The sequence below is a fragment of the Agromyces sp. H17E-10 genome, from assembly GCF_022919715.1.
Classification (GTDB): Bacteria; Actinomycetota; Actinomycetes; order Actinomycetales; family Microbacteriaceae; genus Agromyces.
Genome location: NZ_CP095042.1, coordinates 468,016 through 484,103, shown reverse-complemented (window position 1 = coordinate 484,103; position 16,088 = coordinate 468,016). Strand labels below are relative to the sequence as shown.

Sequence of the window (16,088 nt, the reverse complement as noted above, 5' to 3'; positions counted from 1 at the left end):
GCTCGAGCGCCCGACCGGGCGAGTGGTCGATCGTGGCGTGGAGGTCGACGATCTAGGATTGCTCGTGATGACTGCCGACGAGATCGACCAGGCGCCGACCGACGAGACCCCCGAAGAGAGCCGACCGCTCGGCGAACTCTTCGAAGAACAGGCGCTGCCGTTCCTCGACCAGCTCTACGCGGCCGCGCTGCGCATGACGAAGAACCCGGCCGACGCGCAAGACCTGGTGCAGGAGACCTTCGTGAAGGCGTACGCCGCCTTCGCCCAGTTCAAGCAGGGCACGAACCTCAAGGCGTGGCTCTACCGCATCCTGACGAACACCTTCATCAACAGCTACCGCAAGAAGCAGCGCGAGCCCTATCAGGGCACGATCGACGAGCTCGAGGACTGGCAGCTCGGAGGCGCCGAGTCGACGACCGCGCGGTCGAGCCGTTCGGCCGAGGCCGAGGCCATCGACCACCTGCCCGACAGCGCCGTGAAGGACGCACTGCAGGCGCTGCCCGAGGACTTCCGCCTCGCGGTCTACTTCGCCGACGTCGAGGGCTTCTCCTACCAGGAGATCGCCGACATGATGAACACCCCCATCGGGACCGTGATGAGTCGCCTGCACCGTGGCCGGCGACTGCTGCGCGAGTCCCTCGCCGACTACGCCCGCGAACAGGGGTTCGCCGCGGCCGAGAAGGCGCCGAAACCCGCGAGGAGCACGAAATGACCGACTGCGGCTGCGAGAAGGCCCGCGCCGAACTCGAGGAGTTCCTGCACAACGAGCTGCAGGCCGCCGACGCGGTCGACATCCGCGAGCACGTCGAGAACTGCGCCGACTGCCAGGCCGAGCTGCGCGTGGGCGTCGCGATCACCGAGGTCGTGCAGCGCGCCTGCCGTGAGAGCGCCCCCGACGAGCTGCGCGTGCAGGTGCTCACGAAGATCCGGCTGTACCAGTCGACCCACACGGTGACCGTCGCCGAGTAGTCGGCCGATTCAACCGTTCGTTCGATGCGGGGCGTCGTCCGGCACTCGTAACGTCGGACTGTGATCGAAACTCCTGCCCGTCGTCGCGTGCCCACGTGGCTGCGCGTCCTCATCCCCGCCGTCCTCATCCTCGTCTGGTTCGCCGCGTTCGGCGGGGGCGGTGCGTCGTTCGGTCAGCTGAGCAAGCTGTCGGTCAACGACCAGAGCCAGTTCCTGCCCGCCTCCGCCGAGGCGACCGAGGTCCAGGCGCTGCAGGAGGATTTCCGCGACACCGAGACGATCCCGGCGATCGTCGTCGTCGCCACCGACGACGGCGCGAAGCTCGACGACGCGCAGCTCGCCGCGATCGACGACCTCCGATCGGCGTTCGGCGACGTGACCGGCGTCGTCGGCGACGAGATCTCGCCCGCGATCGCCTCCGACGACGGCGAGGCGGTCGAGGTCGTCGTGCCGATCGAGTCGGGCGACGGGGCCGAGCGCGCGGCGGACGTCGTCGGCGACCTCCGTGCCGCGATCGACGACGCCCCGATCGAGGGGGCGACCGTCGCGGTCGCCGGCCCGGCCGGCTTCAGCGCCGACATCGCGGGCGCCTTCAGCGGCATCGACGGGCTGCTGCTCGCGGTCGCCCTCGCCGCGGTGTTCGTCATCCTCATCGTCGTCTACCGCTCGCCGCTGCTGCCGCTCATCGTGCTCTTCACGAGCATGTCGGCACTCTGCGCCGCCGTGCTCACGGTCGTCGCGCTCGCCTCGGCCGACGTGATCGTGCTGTCGGGCCAGACCCAGGGCATCCTCTTCATCCTCGTGATCGGCGCAGCGACCGACTACGCGCTGCTCTACATCTCCCGCTACCGCGAGACCCTCGCGCGCTACGAACGCAAGTGGGATGCGACGTGGGCCGCGCTGCGCGGATCGTGGGAGCCGATCGTGGCGAGCGGCGGCACCGTCATCGTCGGTCTCCTGATCCTGCTCGTGAGCGAGCTGAACTCGAACAAGACGCTCGGACCGATCGCGGCGATCGGCATCGTGTTCGCGCTCCTGGCGGCGCTCACGCTCCTGCCGGCGCTGCTGCTCTGGGCGGGGCGCGCGGCGTTCTGGCCGCGCAAGGTCGCGCACATCGGCGACGCGGGCGCCGCGGTCGCACCGGCTCATGCGAAGCACGCGGACGGCGTGCTGCACGGAGCGTCCGCCCCCGACGAGGCCGACCTGCCCGACCGCGGACTGTGGGCGGGCGTCGGCCGCCTGGTCTCGCGGCGGCCGCGCACGGTGTGGATCGTCTCGGTGCTCGCGCTCGCCGGCATGTCGCTCGGCCTCGCCCAGCTCGACGCCGACGGCGTGCCCTCGAGCGAGTTCGTGCTCGGCGAGTCGCAGGCGCGCGACGGGCAGGCGATGATCGGCGAGCACTTCCCCGCCGGATCGGGCACGCCCGCCATCGTCGTCGGCCCCGAGGACGACCTGCAGCGGATGGCCGACGTCGCGCTCGCCACGGCGGGCGTCGACTCGGTCTCGGTCGTCTCCGCCGACTCGCCGTCGGGTTCGGCACCGGTCACCGCCGACGGGGTGCAGGCCTTCGGCCCGCCCGGAACCCCCGCGCCCGCGCCCACCGTCGTCGACGGCGACGTGCTGTTGCAGGCGACCCTCTCCGACCCGTCGGACTCGCTCGAGGCCGAGGCGACCGTGGCCGAACTCCGCACCGCGCTCGACGAGGTCGGCACCGACGTGCTGGTCGGCGGGCAGACGGCTGTCGCGCTCGACACGAACGACGCGGCGATCGCCGACCGCAACCTCGTGATCCCGCTCGTGCTCGCCGCGATCCTCGTGATCCTCATGCTGCTGCTGCGCTCGATCGTTGCACCGCTCATCCTCATCGGCAGCGTCGTGCTCTCGTTCACGGCGGCGCTCGGCGTCTCCGCGCTCGTGTTCGAGCACGTCTTCCACTTCCCGGGAGCCGACCCGTCGGTGCCGCTGTTCGGATTCGTCTTCCTCGTGGCGCTCGGCGTCGACTACAACATCTTCCTCATGACGCGCGTGCGCGAGGAGTCGATGCGGTTCGGCACCCGGCCCGGCATCATCCGCGGCCTGCGGCTGACGGGCGGAGTCATCACCTCGGCCGGGCTCGTGCTCGCCGCGACGTTCGCCGCGCTCGGGGTGCTGCCGATCCTCTTCCTCGTGCAGATCTCGTTCATCGTCGCGTTCGGCGTGCTGCTCGACACGTTCCTCGTGCGCACCCTGCTCGTGCCCGCCCTGGCCTACGACATCGGCCGGGGCATCTGGTGGCCGAGCCGGCTCGCGCGCGCGGGCCGGCCCGAGTAGGCCGAGAACGACGAAGCGGGATGCCTCGGAGGAGGCATCCCGCTTCGTCGTCGACGATCAGCGACTACAGGGTGGTCGCCCGTCGCACCAGCTCGGCCTGCTCGGCCGCGTGACGCTTGGCCGAACCGGTCGCGGGCGAGGCCGCGGCCTGGCGCGCGACGACCTGCACCGGGCGCGGCCCGAGCTTGTTCGTCTCGATGATGAAGTACGGCCAGGCGCCCTGGTTCTCGGGCTCGTCCTGCGCCCACATGAGCTCGGCGTCGGGGTACGAGTCGACGATGCCCTTGAGCTCGACCGCGGGCAGCGGGTAGAGCTGCTCGACGCGCACGACCGCGACCTCGGTGTTCTGCTGCTTCTCGAGCTCGCTCACGAGGTCGTAGTAGATCTTGCCCGACACGAAGACGACCCGCTTGACCGCGGAGCGGTCGGCGATGCGCGCGTCGTCGATGACCGGCTCGAACTTGCCCTGCGTGAAGTCCTCGACCGAGCTCGTCGCGCCGCGCAGACGAAGCATCGCCTTCGGCGTGAAGACCACGAGGGGCTTGCGCGGCCGGGCGTACGCCTGCCGGCGCAGCAGGTGGAAGTACGAGGCGGGCGTCGAGGGCCGTGCGACCGTCATGTTGTTCTCGGCGCACAGCTGGAGGTAGCGCTCGATGCGGGCACTCGAGTGGTCGGGTCCCTGGCCTTCGTAGCCGTGGGGGAGCAGCAGCACGACGCTCGAGCGCTGGCCCCACTTCTGCTCGGCCGACGAGATGAACTCGTCGATGATGGTCTGCGCGCCGTTCGCGAAGTCGCCGAACTGCGCCTCCCACAGCACGAGCGCGTCGGCGCGCTCGACCGAGTAGCCGTACTCGAAGCCCATCGCAGCGTACTCGCTCAGCAGCGAGTCGTAGATCCAGAAGCGGGCCTGGTTCTCGGCGAGGTTCTGCAGCGGCAGCCACTCCTGGCCGTTCACGCGGTCGTGGAGCACCGCGTGGCGCTGCACGAACGTGCCGCGGCGGGCGTCCTGGCCGGCGAAGCGCACGGGCGTGCCCTCGACGAGCAGCGAGCCCAGGGCGAGCAGCTCGCCGAAGCCCCAGTCGATGCCGCCGTTGCGGCTCATGTCGAAGCGCTTCTGCAGCAGCTGCTGAATCTTCGGGTGCACCGTGAAGCCGGCCGGCTTGTTGTTGAACGCGTCGCCGATCGCGTGCACGACCTCGAGCGAGACGCCCGTGGTCTCGAGCTCGCCCGTGGCGGGCTCGGGCGGGTGCACCTGGGCGGTCGCGCCGACCACGTCGATCGCACCGGTCTGCACGGCGTGCGTCTCGGCGAAGGCGCGCTCCATGCGGTCCTGGAAGTCGCGGTGCGCCTCTTCGTACTCGGCCTCGGTGATGTCGCCGCGACCGACGAGCGCCTCGGTGTAGAGCTTGCGGACGCTGCGCTTGGCCTCGATGAGGTTGTACATGAGCGGCTGCGTCATCGACGGGTCGTCGCCCTCGTTGTGACCGCGACGGCGGTAGCAGACGAGGTCGATGACGACGTCGCGCTTGAACTCCTGGCGGTAGCGGAACGCGAGCTCGGCGACCCGGACGACGGCCTCGGGGTCGTCGCCGTTCACGTGGAAGATCGGCGCCTGGATGGTCTTCGCCACGTCGGTCGAGTAGATCGACGAACGGGCGTCGCCCGGCACGGTGGTGAAGCCGACCTGGTTGTTGATGTTCACGTGGATCGTGCCGCCCGTGCGGTAGGCGCGCAGCTGCGACATCTGCATCGTCTCGACGACGATGCCCTGGCCCGACATGGCGGCGTCGCCGTGCACGAGGATGGGCAGGGTCGAGAAGGTGCCGATGGGCTTGCGGTCCTGCTTGGCGCGCACGATGCCCTCGAGCACGCCGTCGACGGCCTCGAGGTGCGACGGGTTCGCCGCGAGCGAGACGGGCACCTGGTGGCCGTCGTCGGCGGTGAAGGTGCCCTCGGTGCCGAGGTGGTACTTCACGTCGCCCGACCCGTGCGCCGACGCGGTGCCCTCGAACTCGCGGAACACCTGGCCGTACGTCTTGCCGGCGATGTTCGTGAGCACGTTGAGGCGACCGCGGTGCGCCATGCCGATGGCGACCTCGTCGAGGCCCTCCTTCGCGGCGCCCTGCAGGATCTCGTCGAGGAGCGCGATGACCGACTCGCCGCCCTCGAGGCTGAATCGCTTCTGGCCGACGTACTTGGTCTGCAGGAAGGTCTCGAACGCCTCGGCCTCGTTGAGCTTGCGCAGGATGCGCATCTGCTCGTCGTGGGTGGGCTTCTCGTAGGGGCGCTCGACCTCGTTCTGGATCCACTGCCGCTGCACCGGGTCCTGGATGTGCATGTACTCGATGCCGATGGTGCGGCAGTACGAGTCGCGCAGCACCCCGAGGATGTCGCGCAGCAGCGCCTTGCGCTTGTCGCCGAACCCGCCCGTGACGAACTCGCGGTCGAGGTCCCAGAAGGTGAGGCCGTGGGTCGCGATGTCGAGGTCGGGGTGCGAGCGCTGCACGTACTCGAGCGGGTCGGTGTCGGCCATCATGTGGCCGCGCACGCGGAACGAGTTGATGAGCTCCTGCACGCGGGCGGTCTTGTCGATCGCGCTCGCGACGTCGACCGCGATGTCGGGTGCCCAGCGGATGGGCTCGTACGGCAGGCGGAGCGCCGCGAAGATGTCCTCGTAGAAGCTGCGCTGCCCGATGAGCAGCTCGTGCACCTTCTTCAGGAACTCACCCGAACCCGCACCCTGGATGACGCGGTGGTCGTAGGTCGAGGTGAGCGTGATCGTCTTGCCGATGGCGAGGTTCGCGAGCGTCTTCTCGCTCGCGCCCTGGAACTCGGCCGGGTACTCGAGGGCGCCGGCGCCGATGATGCAGCCCTGGCCCTTCATGAGGCGCGGCACCGAGTGCACCGTGCCGATGCCGCCCGGGTTCGTGAGCGAGATCGTCGCGCCCGAGAAGTCGTCGGCCTTGAGCTTGTTGCCGCGGGCGCGCGAGACGAGGTCTTCGTAGGCGCTCAGGTACTCGTTGAACGTCATCGTCTCGGCGCGCTTGATCGCCGGCACGAGCAGCGCCCGGGTGCCGTCGGGCTTCGGGAGGTCGATCGCGATGCCGAGGCCGATGTGCGCGGGCTTCACGAGGCTCGGCTTGCCGTCGACCTCGGAGTAGAAGACGTTCTGGCTCGGGAACTCCTTGAGCGCCTGGATGAGCGCCCACCCGATGAGGTGGGTGAAGCTGATCTTGCCGCCGCGGGTGCGCCGCAGGTGGTTGTTGATCACGATGCGGTTGTCGATCATGAGCTTCGCCGGCACGGTGCGCACGCTCGTCGCGGTCGGCACCGTGAGCGACGCGTCCATGTTCGCGGCGAGGGTCTTCGGCATGCCCTTGAGGGTGACGACCTCGTCCTCCTGGGGGGCCTCGGCGACCACCGGCTGCGGGCTCGTGACCGGGACGTCGGCGGGCACCGGCTGCGTGCGGGGCGCGACCGAGGTCGTGCGGGCGGCGGGCGTCTGGCCGATCACGGGGATCGGCGCGGTCGCCGGGGCCGGCTGGGCGGGTGCGTCGGCGGCCGGCTGAGCGGTTGCGTCGGCGGCCGGCTGCGCCGGTGCGGCGGGTGCCTGCTGCTCGGCGACCGCGGGTTGCGCGGCCGCTGCCGGTGCGGATGCCTCGGCGGCGACGGTCGCGTCGCCGTTCGTCGCCGCTCCGCCGTCGGTCTGCACGCGGTGGTACTGCTCGAGCACCGCCCGCCAGGTCTGGTCGACCGAATCGGGGTCGGCGAGGTACTTCTCGTACATCTCGTCGACGAGCCATTCATTGGCTCCGAATTCGCCCGACGCCGTCTCGTCGGCTCCCGCCCCGGTCAATTGGCTCGACACAGCCTCTCGCCCACTCTCTCCGTTGATGCTGGTTAGCGGAGATCGACCCGGCCGCGCACGCGAACGTGGCCGATCACCCACACAAGCCTAAACCCCGCGCGCGGCGCCCGGCGCACCCTTGCGCGCGCCGCCTACGCTTGCAACATGGAGTTCTACCGAACGGCGCCGACGCACGACCTCACCTACTCCGACGTGTTCCTCGTCCCGAGCCGCTCGGGGGTCACCAGCAGGCTCGACGTGTCGCTCGCGCCCGACGACGGGTCGGGGGCATCCGTGCCGATCGTGTCGGCCAACATGAACTCGATCACGGGGCCGCGCCTGGCCGCGACGCTCGCCCGACGCGGCGGCATCGGCGTGCTGCCGCAGGACCTGCACCTGCAGGACCTGGCCGAGTCGATCCGGTGGGTGAAGGCGCAGTCGCCCGCGTTCGACACGCCGCACTCGTTCAGCCCCGAGACGACCGTGGCCGAGGCGCTCGAGCAGATTCCGCCCGTCGACGGCCACGGCATCGTGCTGCACGACGCGAAGGGCGACTACGCGGGATGCCTCGTGGCGACGCGGCTCGCGAGCGCGCTGCCCGACGCGCGGCTCGGCGACCTCGTGCACGGCGGCATCCCGTCGCTCGACGCCGACGACGTCGACACCCCGCGGCGTGCGTTCGACCTCATGGTCGAGGCCGACCTCGAGTTCGCCCCGGTGCTCGCGCACGGCAGGGTCGTCGGCACGCTCAGCCGCCGCAGTGCGCTGCGCGGCACGATCTACGCGCCGAACGTCGACGCCGACGGGCGGCTGCGGGTCGCCGCGGCGGTCGGCATCAACGGCGATGTCGCGGCCAAGGCGACGGCGCTCGCCGCGGCGGGCGTCGACATGCTCGTCGTCGACACCGCCCACGGGCACCAGGAGGGCATGGTGCGTGCCGTCTCGATCGTGCGCGACCTCGACCTCGGGCTGCCGATCGTCGCCGGCAACATCGTCACCGAGGCCGCCGTCGCGGACCTCGTCGAGGCCGGCGCGGACGTGCTCAAGGTCGGCGTCGGCCCCGGCGCCATGTGCACCACGCGCATGATGACGGCGGTCGGCCGCCCGCAGTTCTCGGCTGTGCTCGAGACCGCCGAGGCCGCGCGCGAGCTCGGCGCCAGGGTCTGGGCCGACGGCGGCGTGCGGTACCCCCGCGACGTCGCACTCGCGCTCGCCGCGGGCGCCTCGTCGGTCATGATCGGATCGTGGTTCGCCGGCACGATCGAGGCCCCCGGCACGCTCCGCCGCGACACCTCGGGCCGGCTCTTCAAGGAGAGCTGGGGCATGGCCTCGACCAAGGCCGTGCGCGAGCGGTTCGACCGCCTCTCGCCCTACGAGCTCGCCCGCAAGGAGCTCTTCGCCGAGGGCATCTCGTCGTCGTCGATCTACCTCGACCCGCTGCGGCCGTCGCTCGAGGACCTGCTCGACATGATCACCTCGGGCGTGCGCAGCTCGTTCACGTACGCGGGGGCTCGCTCGCTCGACGAGTTCCGCGAGCGGGCGCTCGTCGGCATCCAGTCGGCGGCCGGCTACGAGGAGGGCAAGGCGCTGCCGGTCAGCTGGTAGGCCGCGCCGATATACTGGATCGACCATGGACGATCCTCCTTCTGCGAATACGCCCGGCCATAGACCCTCGCCCGTGACCGCTCGGGGAGGTTGCGTTGTCTGAGTGGATACTCCTCGGCATCGGAATCCTCCTCACGATCGGCACGGGCTTGTTCGTTGCGAGCGAGTTCGCGCTCGTCAACCTCGACCGCGCCGATCTCGAGGCGCGGCGCGAACGGGGTGAGACCCGGCTCGGCATGACGATCGCCGCGCTCAAGATCACCTCGACGCACCTCTCGAGCGCGCAGCTCGGCATCACGCTGACCACGCTGCTCACCGGCTACACGATGGAGCCGGCGATCTCGTCGCTGCTCGCCGGGCCGCTCACCGCCGCCGGCCTGCCCGAGGCGCTCGTGCGGCCGGTGGGAGCGACCACGGCGGTCGTCGTGGCGACGCTCCTCTCGATGGTGCTCGGCGAGCTCGTGCCGAAGAACTTCGCCCTCGCCCTGCCGATCGCCACCGCGAAGCTCGTGATCCCGTTCCAGGCGGCGTTCACGTGGGTCTTCCGCCCGGCGATCGGCCTGCTCAACGGCAGCGCGAACGCGCTGCTGCGCTCGTTCGGCATCGAGCCGAAGGAGGAGCTCTCGGGTGCCCGCTCGGCCGAGGAGCTCTCGTCGCTCGTACGGCGCTCGGCGAGCGCCGGCCTCCTCGAGGCCGACACCGCGACGCTGCTCGGCCGCACGCTGCGGTTCGCCGACCACGATGCATCCGACGTCATGACGCCGCGGCCTCGGGTGGCCGCGGTGCAGCGGCTCGAGCCCGCCGAGGCGGTGCTCGAGCTCGCGAGGCAGACGGGCTTCTCGCGCTTCCCGGTGTACGACGAGAACCTCGACGACGTCGTCGGCGTCGTGCACGTCAAGCAGGCGGTCGCCGTGCCCCGCGAGCGACGCGGCGAGGTGCCCGCGTCGGCGCTGCAGTCCGACGCGCTGCGCGTGCCCGAGACGATCAAGCTCGACGCGCTGCTCGGCGAGCTGCGCGGGCGCGGCTTCCAGATGGCGGTCGTCGTCGACGAGTACGGCGGCACCGCCGGCGTCGCGACGCTCGAAGACCTGGTCGAGGAGCTCGTCGGCGAGGTCGCCGACGAGCATGACCGCACCCGCGCCGGCATCGTGCGTCGGGGCGACGTCGTGAGCTTCCCCGCCATCCTGCGCCCCGACGAGCTCGAGGAGCGCACGGGCATCCGGGTGCCCGAGAACGGCGACTACGAGACCGTCGCCGGGTTCGTGATGGCCGAACTCGGGCGACTGCCCGTGGTCGGCGACGAGGTGGCGATCGACGAGGGCACCCTCGTCGTGCAACGGCTCGACGGCCGCCGCATCGACCGGCTGCGCTTCGTGCCGACACCCCTGCCCGCCCATGCCGACGAGGAGGCCGACCGATGAGCGACTGGGCCGGAATCGCGTGGCTCGTGGTGCTGCTCATCGCGAACGCGTTCTTCGTGGGCGCGGAGTTCGCGGTCATCTCGGCGCGACGATCGCAGATCGAACCGCTCGCCGAGCAGGGCCGGCGCAGCGCGAAGACCGCACTCTGGGCGATGGAGCACGCGACCCTCATGCTCGCGATGAGCCAGCTGGGCATCACGGTCTGCTCGCTGCTCATCCTGAACGTGTCCGAACCGGCGATCCACCACCTGCTCGAGGTGCCGCTGCACCTCACCGGCTGGTCGGAGGAGGTCGTCGCGACGGTCGCGTTCATCGTGACCCTCGTGCTCGTGTCGTACCTGCACGTCGTGTTCGGCGAGATGGTGCCGAAGAACCTCTCGTTCTCGGTACCCGACAAGGCCGTGCTGCTGCTCGCGCCGCCGCTCGTGTTCCTCGCGCGCATCTTCAAGCCGATCATCGTCGCCCTCAACGCGACGGCGAACGGCGTGCTGCGGCTGTTCAGGGTCGAGCCCAAGAACGAGGCGAACTCGACCTTCACGCTCGAGGAGGTGCAGACGATCGTCCACCAGTCGCGCCGCGAGGGCGTGCTCGACGACGCGAGCGGCACCCTGACGGCCGCGTTCGAGTTCACCGCGAAGCGGGTGAAGGATGTCGCCGTTCCGGTGTCGGCGCTCGTGAGCCTGCCGCCGGCCGCGACGCCCGCCGACGTCGAGCGCGCGGTCGCCCGTCGCGGCTTCTCGCGCTATCCGATCCTCGACGACGACGGCGAGCCCGACGGCTACGTGCACCTGAAGGACGTGATCGACCTCGACGACGACGAGTTCGACGACCCCATCCCGGCCAAGCGCGTGCGGCGGCTCGTGTCGATCTTCGACGGCACCGACCTCGAGGACGCGCTCGCGACGATGCGCCGGCTCGGCACGCACGTGGCGCGCACCTTCGAGGAGGACGGCAAGACGAGCGGCGTGATCTTCCTCGAGGACATCATCGAGGAGCTCGTCGGCGAGGTGCAGGACGCGACCCGGCGAGGGTAGACGCGATCGGGGGACGGCGGTCCGGAGGACGGCGGCGTAGAATTCTGTCGACCCGAGGAACTCGAGGAATCATCATGTTCGAAAAGCTCATGGCGTGCGCCGTCCTCCCCGCCGCCGACATCGACCGGGCGCGGGGCTGGTGGCACGACGTGCTCGGCCGCGACCCGGTGTACGAGGAGACCGAGGGCGGGATGCTGTTCTACGACGTCGGCGGCACCGGCGTCATGGTGTACCGCACCGACTACGCCGGCACCGCGCAGAACACCGCGTTCAACCTCTTCACCGACGACCTCGACCGCGACATGACGGCCCTTCGCACGCACGGGGTCGTGTTCCACGACTACGACCTGCCCGGGCTCACCACGGTCGACGGCGTGGCCGAACTCGGCGACGAGCGCAGCGCCTGGTTCAGCGACAGCGAGGGCAACATCTGGGCGATCGGTCAGATGTCGGGCGAGTCGGCGGAACGCATGGCTCGCATGCGGTCGGGCTCCGCGGGGTAGCCGCCCGACCGCTCGTCACCACTCGCCGTCGTTGTGCTCGGGCCTCGCCCGCAGGTACTGCGGCGGCCACATCGCCGTGCCGGCGTCGAGTTCGTGCGCGGCCCGCATCGCGAAATGCGGGTCGCGCATCATCGCCTTCCCGAACATCACCGCGTCGGCACGCCCCTCCGAGACGAGCGCCTCGGCGTGGCGGGCATCGGTGATGCGGCCGACCGCCGACACCGGGGCGCCCGCGTGCTCGCCGACGTACTCGGCGAAGTGCGCCTGATAGCCCGGGGCGACCGGGATGTCGGCGGCGGCGACGAGCCCGCCCGTCGAGATGTCGAAGAAGTCGGCGCCCGCCTCGACCGCCCAGGCCGTGACGGTCGCGGTCTGCTCCTCGTCCCAACCGCCCGGCGTCCAGTCGGTCGCGGAGAAGCGCACGAACAGGGGCATCGCCTCGCCGATCTCCGCGCGGACGGCGCGCACCACGTCGAGCAGCAGGCGGGCCCGGTTCTCGAGCGGACCGCCCCACGCGTCCGTCCGCCGGTTCGACAGCGGTGAGAGGAACTGGTGCACGAGGTAGCCGTGGGCGGCGTGCACCTCGACCAGGTCGAACCCGGCCTGCACCGCCCGTGCGGCGGCGCTGCGGAAGTCGTCGACGACCCGGGCGATGCCCGCCTCGTCGAGCGCGATCGGCTCGCGGAGCCCGTCGAACGCGAGCGCCGAGGCGGACACCGTCGGCCAGCCGCCCTCGTCGAGCGGCTGCGAACCCGGTCGGCGCATCGGCTCGGGCCAGACGGACGCCTTGCGTCCGGCGTGCGCGAGCTGGAGACCCGCGGCAGCGCCCTGCGAGCGGATGAAACGGGTGATGCGCGACCACCCCTCGACGTGCTCGTCACCCCAGATGCCCGTGTCGTGATCGGAGATGCGGCCCTCTGGACTCACCGCGGTCGCCTCCGCCATGACCAGCCCCGCACCGCCGGCCGCCATCGCCCCGAGGTGCACGAGGTGCCAGTCGTTCGGCACGCCGTCGCGCGCCGTGACCGAGTACTGGCAGAGCGGCGGCACCCACACCCGGTTGCGGATCTCGAGCCCGCGGATCGTGATCGGACGGAACAGCGCGGGCGCCTCGGGGGCGCTCACACGAGGCTCCTGAGCCACTGCTCGAGCCCTGCGGCATCCGTGAACACATGCCCCTCGCCGCCGACCGCGCGCGCACCGTCGACGTTCTCCGCCTTGTTGTCGACGAAGAGCAGGTCGGATGCCGCGATGCCGAGTTCGCCGATGACATGTTCGTAGATCGCCGGATCGGGCTTCACGAGGCGCAGCTCGCCGCTCACGAACACACGCTCGAAGAGCGGCGCGAACGAGCCGTGCCGCAGCCAGCCCGAGTAGTCGGCGCCCGCGTTCGACAGGAGGGCGAGGCGGGTGCCGCCCGCGGCGAGGGCATGCACGACGCCGAGCGTCGACGGGTCGACCGACAGCCAGCCGCGGTGGTCGATCGCCCACAGTAGGTGCACGTCGATCGGCGACCACTCGGTGCCGAGATCGCGCGCCACGGCGTGCCAGTAGTCGGCGATCGACGTCGTGCCCTGATCGAGGCCATCGCGGTGCGCCCAGTACGCCGACCAGAAGCCGGTGACGGCCTCGTGGTCGGCGCTGTCGACGCCGGCTCGGTCGACGAGCGCAGCCCGATCGGCGTCGCTCGGTTCGCGGGAGATGACCTCGCCGTAGTCGAACACGACGACGCGAGGCGAGAGGCTGATCGGGGCGAGGGCTGTCGCAGGCATGATCGTCCAACCTATCGTTGGAGCATGGGCACCGAGTGGCAGGACTGGACGGCCGCCGACGCGGCCAGCTGGGTGCGTGCACCCGGCATCGACGACGACAAGTACACGCGCGGCGTGCTGGGCGTCATCACCGGATCGAGCGACTACCCGGGCGCCGCCGTGCTCGGGGTCGAGGCCGCCACCCGAGCGGGCGTCGGCATGGTGCGCTACACCGGCCCGCGCGGCGTTCGCGCCGCCGTGCTGCTGCGACGCCCCGAGACCGTGACCGTCGCCGGGCGGGTGCAGGCGTGGCTCGTCGGCTCGGGCATCGACCCCGGCCGACGGTCGTTCGTGCTGTCGGGCGACCTCCAGCACGCGCTCGCCTCGCGGGTGCCCGTCGTGCTCGACGCGGGGGCGCTCGATCTCGTCGGCACGCACACCGCGCCCACCGTCATCACGCCGCACGCGCGCGAGCTCGCGAACCTGCTCACCTCGCGCGAGGTCGACACCACGGTCGAGGAGGTGCGCGCGGACCCGTCCGGCTGGACCGAGCGCGCTGCCCGCGAACTCGGCGTGGCGGTGCTGCTGAAGGGGGCGGTCACCCGCATCGCCGACCCGGCCGGAGCCCGGTACGCCGTGACGGCGCCGACGCACTGGCTGGCCTCGGCCGGCACCGGTGACGTGCTCGGCGGCATCCTCGGCGCGCTCGTCGCGACCCACCACGCCGAGCTCGCCGTCGACGCGGGCGCGATCACGAAGCTCGCGGCGACCGCCGCCTGGATCCACGGCGAGGCCGCCCGGCGCGCGAGCGCTGCGGTCGGCGACGGGCCGATCGCGGCGCTCGAGATCGCGGCGGCCGTCCCCGCCGTCGTCGGCGACCTGATCGCCGCGCAGTAGGGCGCGCGATGCGCCCGCGCGGCGCGGTGCGCCCGTGTTGCGCGGTACGGTGCCCGCTCAGGCGAGGAAGCGCGCGAGGAACTCGCGCGTGCGGGCCTCCCGTGGGGCGCCGAAGAACTCGGCCGGGGGAGCGGACTCGATGATGCGACCGCCGTCGAGGAACACCACCCGGTCGGCGACCTCGCGCGCGAAGGCCATCTCGTGCGTCGCCATCACGATCGTCGTGCCGCCCTCGGCGAGCGAGCGCACCAGCGAGAGCACCTCGCCGACGAGTTCGGGGTCGAGCGCGCTCGTCACCTCGTCGAGGAGGAGCAGCTCGGGCCCCGTCGCGATCGCCCGCACGATCGCGGCCCGCTGCTGCTGGCCGCCCGACAACCGGTCGGGGAACGACCTCGCGTGCTCGGCCAGACCGATCGAGGCGAGCAGCTCGAGTGCGCGGCGTTCGGCGTCGCGCCGCGGCATCCGGTGCACGAGCCTCGAGGCGAGCGCGACGTTGTCGAGCACGCTGAGGTGCGGGAACAGGTTGTAGTGCTGGAAGACCACCCCGATGCGGGCGCGCACGGCGTCGGCGTCGACGCGCGGGTCGCTCACGTCGTCGCCCCGCAGCCGGATGACCCCGTCGTCGATCGGCTCGAGCAGGTTGATCGTGCGCAGCAGCGTCGACTTCCCCGACCCGCTCGCGCCCAGCAGGGCGACGACCTCGTGCGGGGCGACGTCGAGGTCGATGCCGTCGAGCACGACCTTGTCGTCATAGGCGCGGCGCACGCCGCGCAGGCTCAGCACGGTGCGGTCGGTCGCGGGGATGCCCGCCGGACCGGCGTCCACAGTCGGGCCGTCCGTCTCCGCGCTCATACGATGCTGCCGATCTGCTCGCGCGAGCGCATGCGCGCCGTGACCCAGTCGGTCAACCGGATCGTCGGCCAGGCGAGCAGCACGAACAGGAGCCCCGCGACGACGTAGGGGGTGTAGTTGAAGTAGTGCGCCGTCTCGATCTGCGCGGCGCGCACGGCGTCGATCGCACCGAGCACCGAGATGAGCCCGACGTCCTTCTGCATGGCCACGAAGTCGTTCATGAGCGCGGGCGTCACCTTGCGCAGCGCCTGCGGCAGCACCACGCGGCGCATCGTCTGGCCGTGGCTGAGCCCGAGTGCGCGGGCGGCGAGCCGCTGCGAGGGATGCACCGCCTCGATGCCCGCCCGGAACACCTCGGCGACGTACGCCGAATAGGTGAGGATGAGCGCGATCGTGCCCCACACGGCGACCGGAACGCGCGGGAAGAAGTCGAGCCCCGGCACGCCGTAGCCGACCAGGTAGAGCACGATGAGGAGCGGCACTCCGCGGAACAGGTCGGTGTAGCCGGCCGCGAGCGCTCGCAGCGGGAAGAACACCGGGCCGCGGAGCGTGCGCATGGTCGCGAGCAGGAGCGCGAACAGTACGACGCCGATCGATGCGGCGACGAGCACCTGGATGTTGAGCCAGAGCCCGTCGAGGATGCGGGGGAACGAGGCGATCGCGACATCGAGGTCGAAGAACGACTGCCGCACCGCCTCCCAGCCGGGCGAACCGATCAGGGCCCACGCGATGAGCACGGCGAACACGACGGTCGAGATCGCGCTGAGGAGCACCGATCGACGGGTCTGGCGGCGCCGGAACCGGCGACGGTCGAGCTCGAGCTCGCTCGGCTGCCAGGCCGTCGCGCCAGCAGCGCCCGCGGGGGCGGTGGAGCTGGGGGTGGTCATGACGGCAACGCT

13 protein-coding genes are annotated in these 16,088 nt (G+C 71.3%); 8 read left to right on the top strand and 5 right to left on the bottom strand.

All coding sequences use genetic code 11. The features are described 5' to 3' along the window. Positions 1-67 precede the first annotated feature (67 nt). Genes MUN74_RS02285 through MUN74_RS02275 form a run of 3 tightly spaced genes read left to right on the top strand, consistent with a single transcriptional unit; the run spans position 68 to position 3,279 of the window. Complete coding sequence (locus MUN74_RS02285; protein WP_244854757.1) at positions 68-712, top strand: sigma-70 family RNA polymerase sigma factor; 645 nt, start codon at positions 68-70, stop codon at positions 710-712. After that, positions 709-969 (top strand): zf-HC2 domain-containing protein, encoded by a 261-nt coding sequence (locus tag MUN74_RS02280; protein WP_244854756.1) that lies wholly within the window; start codon positions 709-711, stop codon positions 967-969. Before MUN74_RS02285 ends, MUN74_RS02280 begins: the two co-directional genes overlap by 4 nt. Positions 970-1,029: 60 nt before the next feature. Beyond that, a complete protein-coding gene (locus tag MUN74_RS02275; protein ID WP_244854755.1) occupies positions 1,030-3,279 on the top strand; it encodes an MMPL family transporter in 2,250 nt (749 codons plus the stop codon). Between the two features lie 64 nt (positions 3,280-3,343). Here the strand turns inward: MUN74_RS02275 and MUN74_RS02270 are convergent, their stop codons facing one another. After that, a complete protein-coding gene (locus MUN74_RS02270; protein ID WP_244854754.1) occupies positions 3,344-7,147 on the bottom strand; it encodes a multifunctional oxoglutarate decarboxylase/oxoglutarate dehydrogenase thiamine pyrophosphate-binding subunit/dihydrolipoyllysine-residue succinyltransferase subunit in 3,804 nt (1,267 codons plus the stop codon). A 144-nt stretch (positions 7,148-7,291) separates the two neighbouring features. Between MUN74_RS02270 and guaB1 the strand changes: the two genes are divergently transcribed. The 4 genes from guaB1 (at position 7,292) to MUN74_RS02250 (ending at position 11,689) form a co-directional block, all read left to right on the top strand. Continuing rightward, positions 7,292-8,731, top strand: a complete 1,440-nt coding sequence (guaB1, locus tag MUN74_RS02265) for a GMP reductase (RefSeq protein ID WP_244854753.1) — start codon at positions 7,292-7,294, stop codon at positions 8,729-8,731. A 95-nt stretch (positions 8,732-8,826) separates the two neighbouring features. Continuing rightward, entirely contained in the window at positions 8,827-10,152 is a 1,326-nt protein-coding gene (locus MUN74_RS02260) for a hemolysin family protein (protein WP_244854752.1), read from the top strand. After that, on the top strand, positions 10,149-11,186 hold the full coding sequence (locus MUN74_RS02255) for a hemolysin family protein (protein ID WP_244854751.1): 1,038 nt from the start codon (positions 10,149-10,151) through the stop codon (positions 11,184-11,186). The genes MUN74_RS02260 and MUN74_RS02255 overlap by 4 nt, the downstream gene beginning before the upstream one ends. Before the next feature lie 74 nt (positions 11,187-11,260). Beyond that, positions 11,261-11,689, top strand: coding sequence for a VOC family protein (locus tag MUN74_RS02250; protein ID WP_244854750.1), 429 nt, complete (start codon positions 11,261-11,263; stop codon positions 11,687-11,689). Between the two features lie 15 nt (positions 11,690-11,704). On the opposite strand, the gene MUN74_RS02245 is transcribed toward MUN74_RS02250, so the two are convergent. After that, positions 11,705-12,814 (bottom strand): NADH:flavin oxidoreductase/NADH oxidase, encoded by a 1,110-nt coding sequence (locus tag MUN74_RS02245; RefSeq protein WP_244854749.1) that lies wholly within the window; start codon positions 12,812-12,814, stop codon positions 11,705-11,707. Further along, positions 12,811-13,461, bottom strand: coding sequence for an HAD family hydrolase (locus MUN74_RS02240; protein WP_244854748.1), 651 nt, complete (start codon positions 13,459-13,461; stop codon positions 12,811-12,813). Before MUN74_RS02240 ends, MUN74_RS02245 begins: the two co-directional genes overlap by 4 nt. A 24-nt stretch (positions 13,462-13,485) precedes the next feature. On the opposite strand from MUN74_RS02240, the gene MUN74_RS02235 reads away from it, so the two are divergent. Continuing rightward, entirely contained in the window at positions 13,486-14,337 is an 852-nt protein-coding gene (locus tag MUN74_RS02235) for an ADP-dependent NAD(P)H-hydrate dehydratase (RefSeq protein ID WP_244854747.1), read from the top strand. 57 nt (positions 14,338-14,394) lie between these two features. On the opposite strand, the gene MUN74_RS02230 is transcribed toward MUN74_RS02235, so the two are convergent. Both MUN74_RS02230 and MUN74_RS02225 read right to left on the bottom strand, forming a co-directional pair. Further along, a complete protein-coding gene (locus MUN74_RS02230; protein ID WP_244854746.1) occupies positions 14,395-15,189 on the bottom strand; it encodes an amino acid ABC transporter ATP-binding protein in 795 nt (264 codons plus the stop codon). Beyond that, a complete protein-coding gene (locus MUN74_RS02225) occupies positions 15,186-16,076 on the bottom strand; it encodes an amino acid ABC transporter permease (RefSeq protein WP_244854745.1) in 891 nt (296 codons plus the stop codon). The genes MUN74_RS02230 and MUN74_RS02225 overlap by 4 nt, the downstream gene beginning before the upstream one ends. Positions 16,077-16,088: the final 12 nt, after the last annotated feature.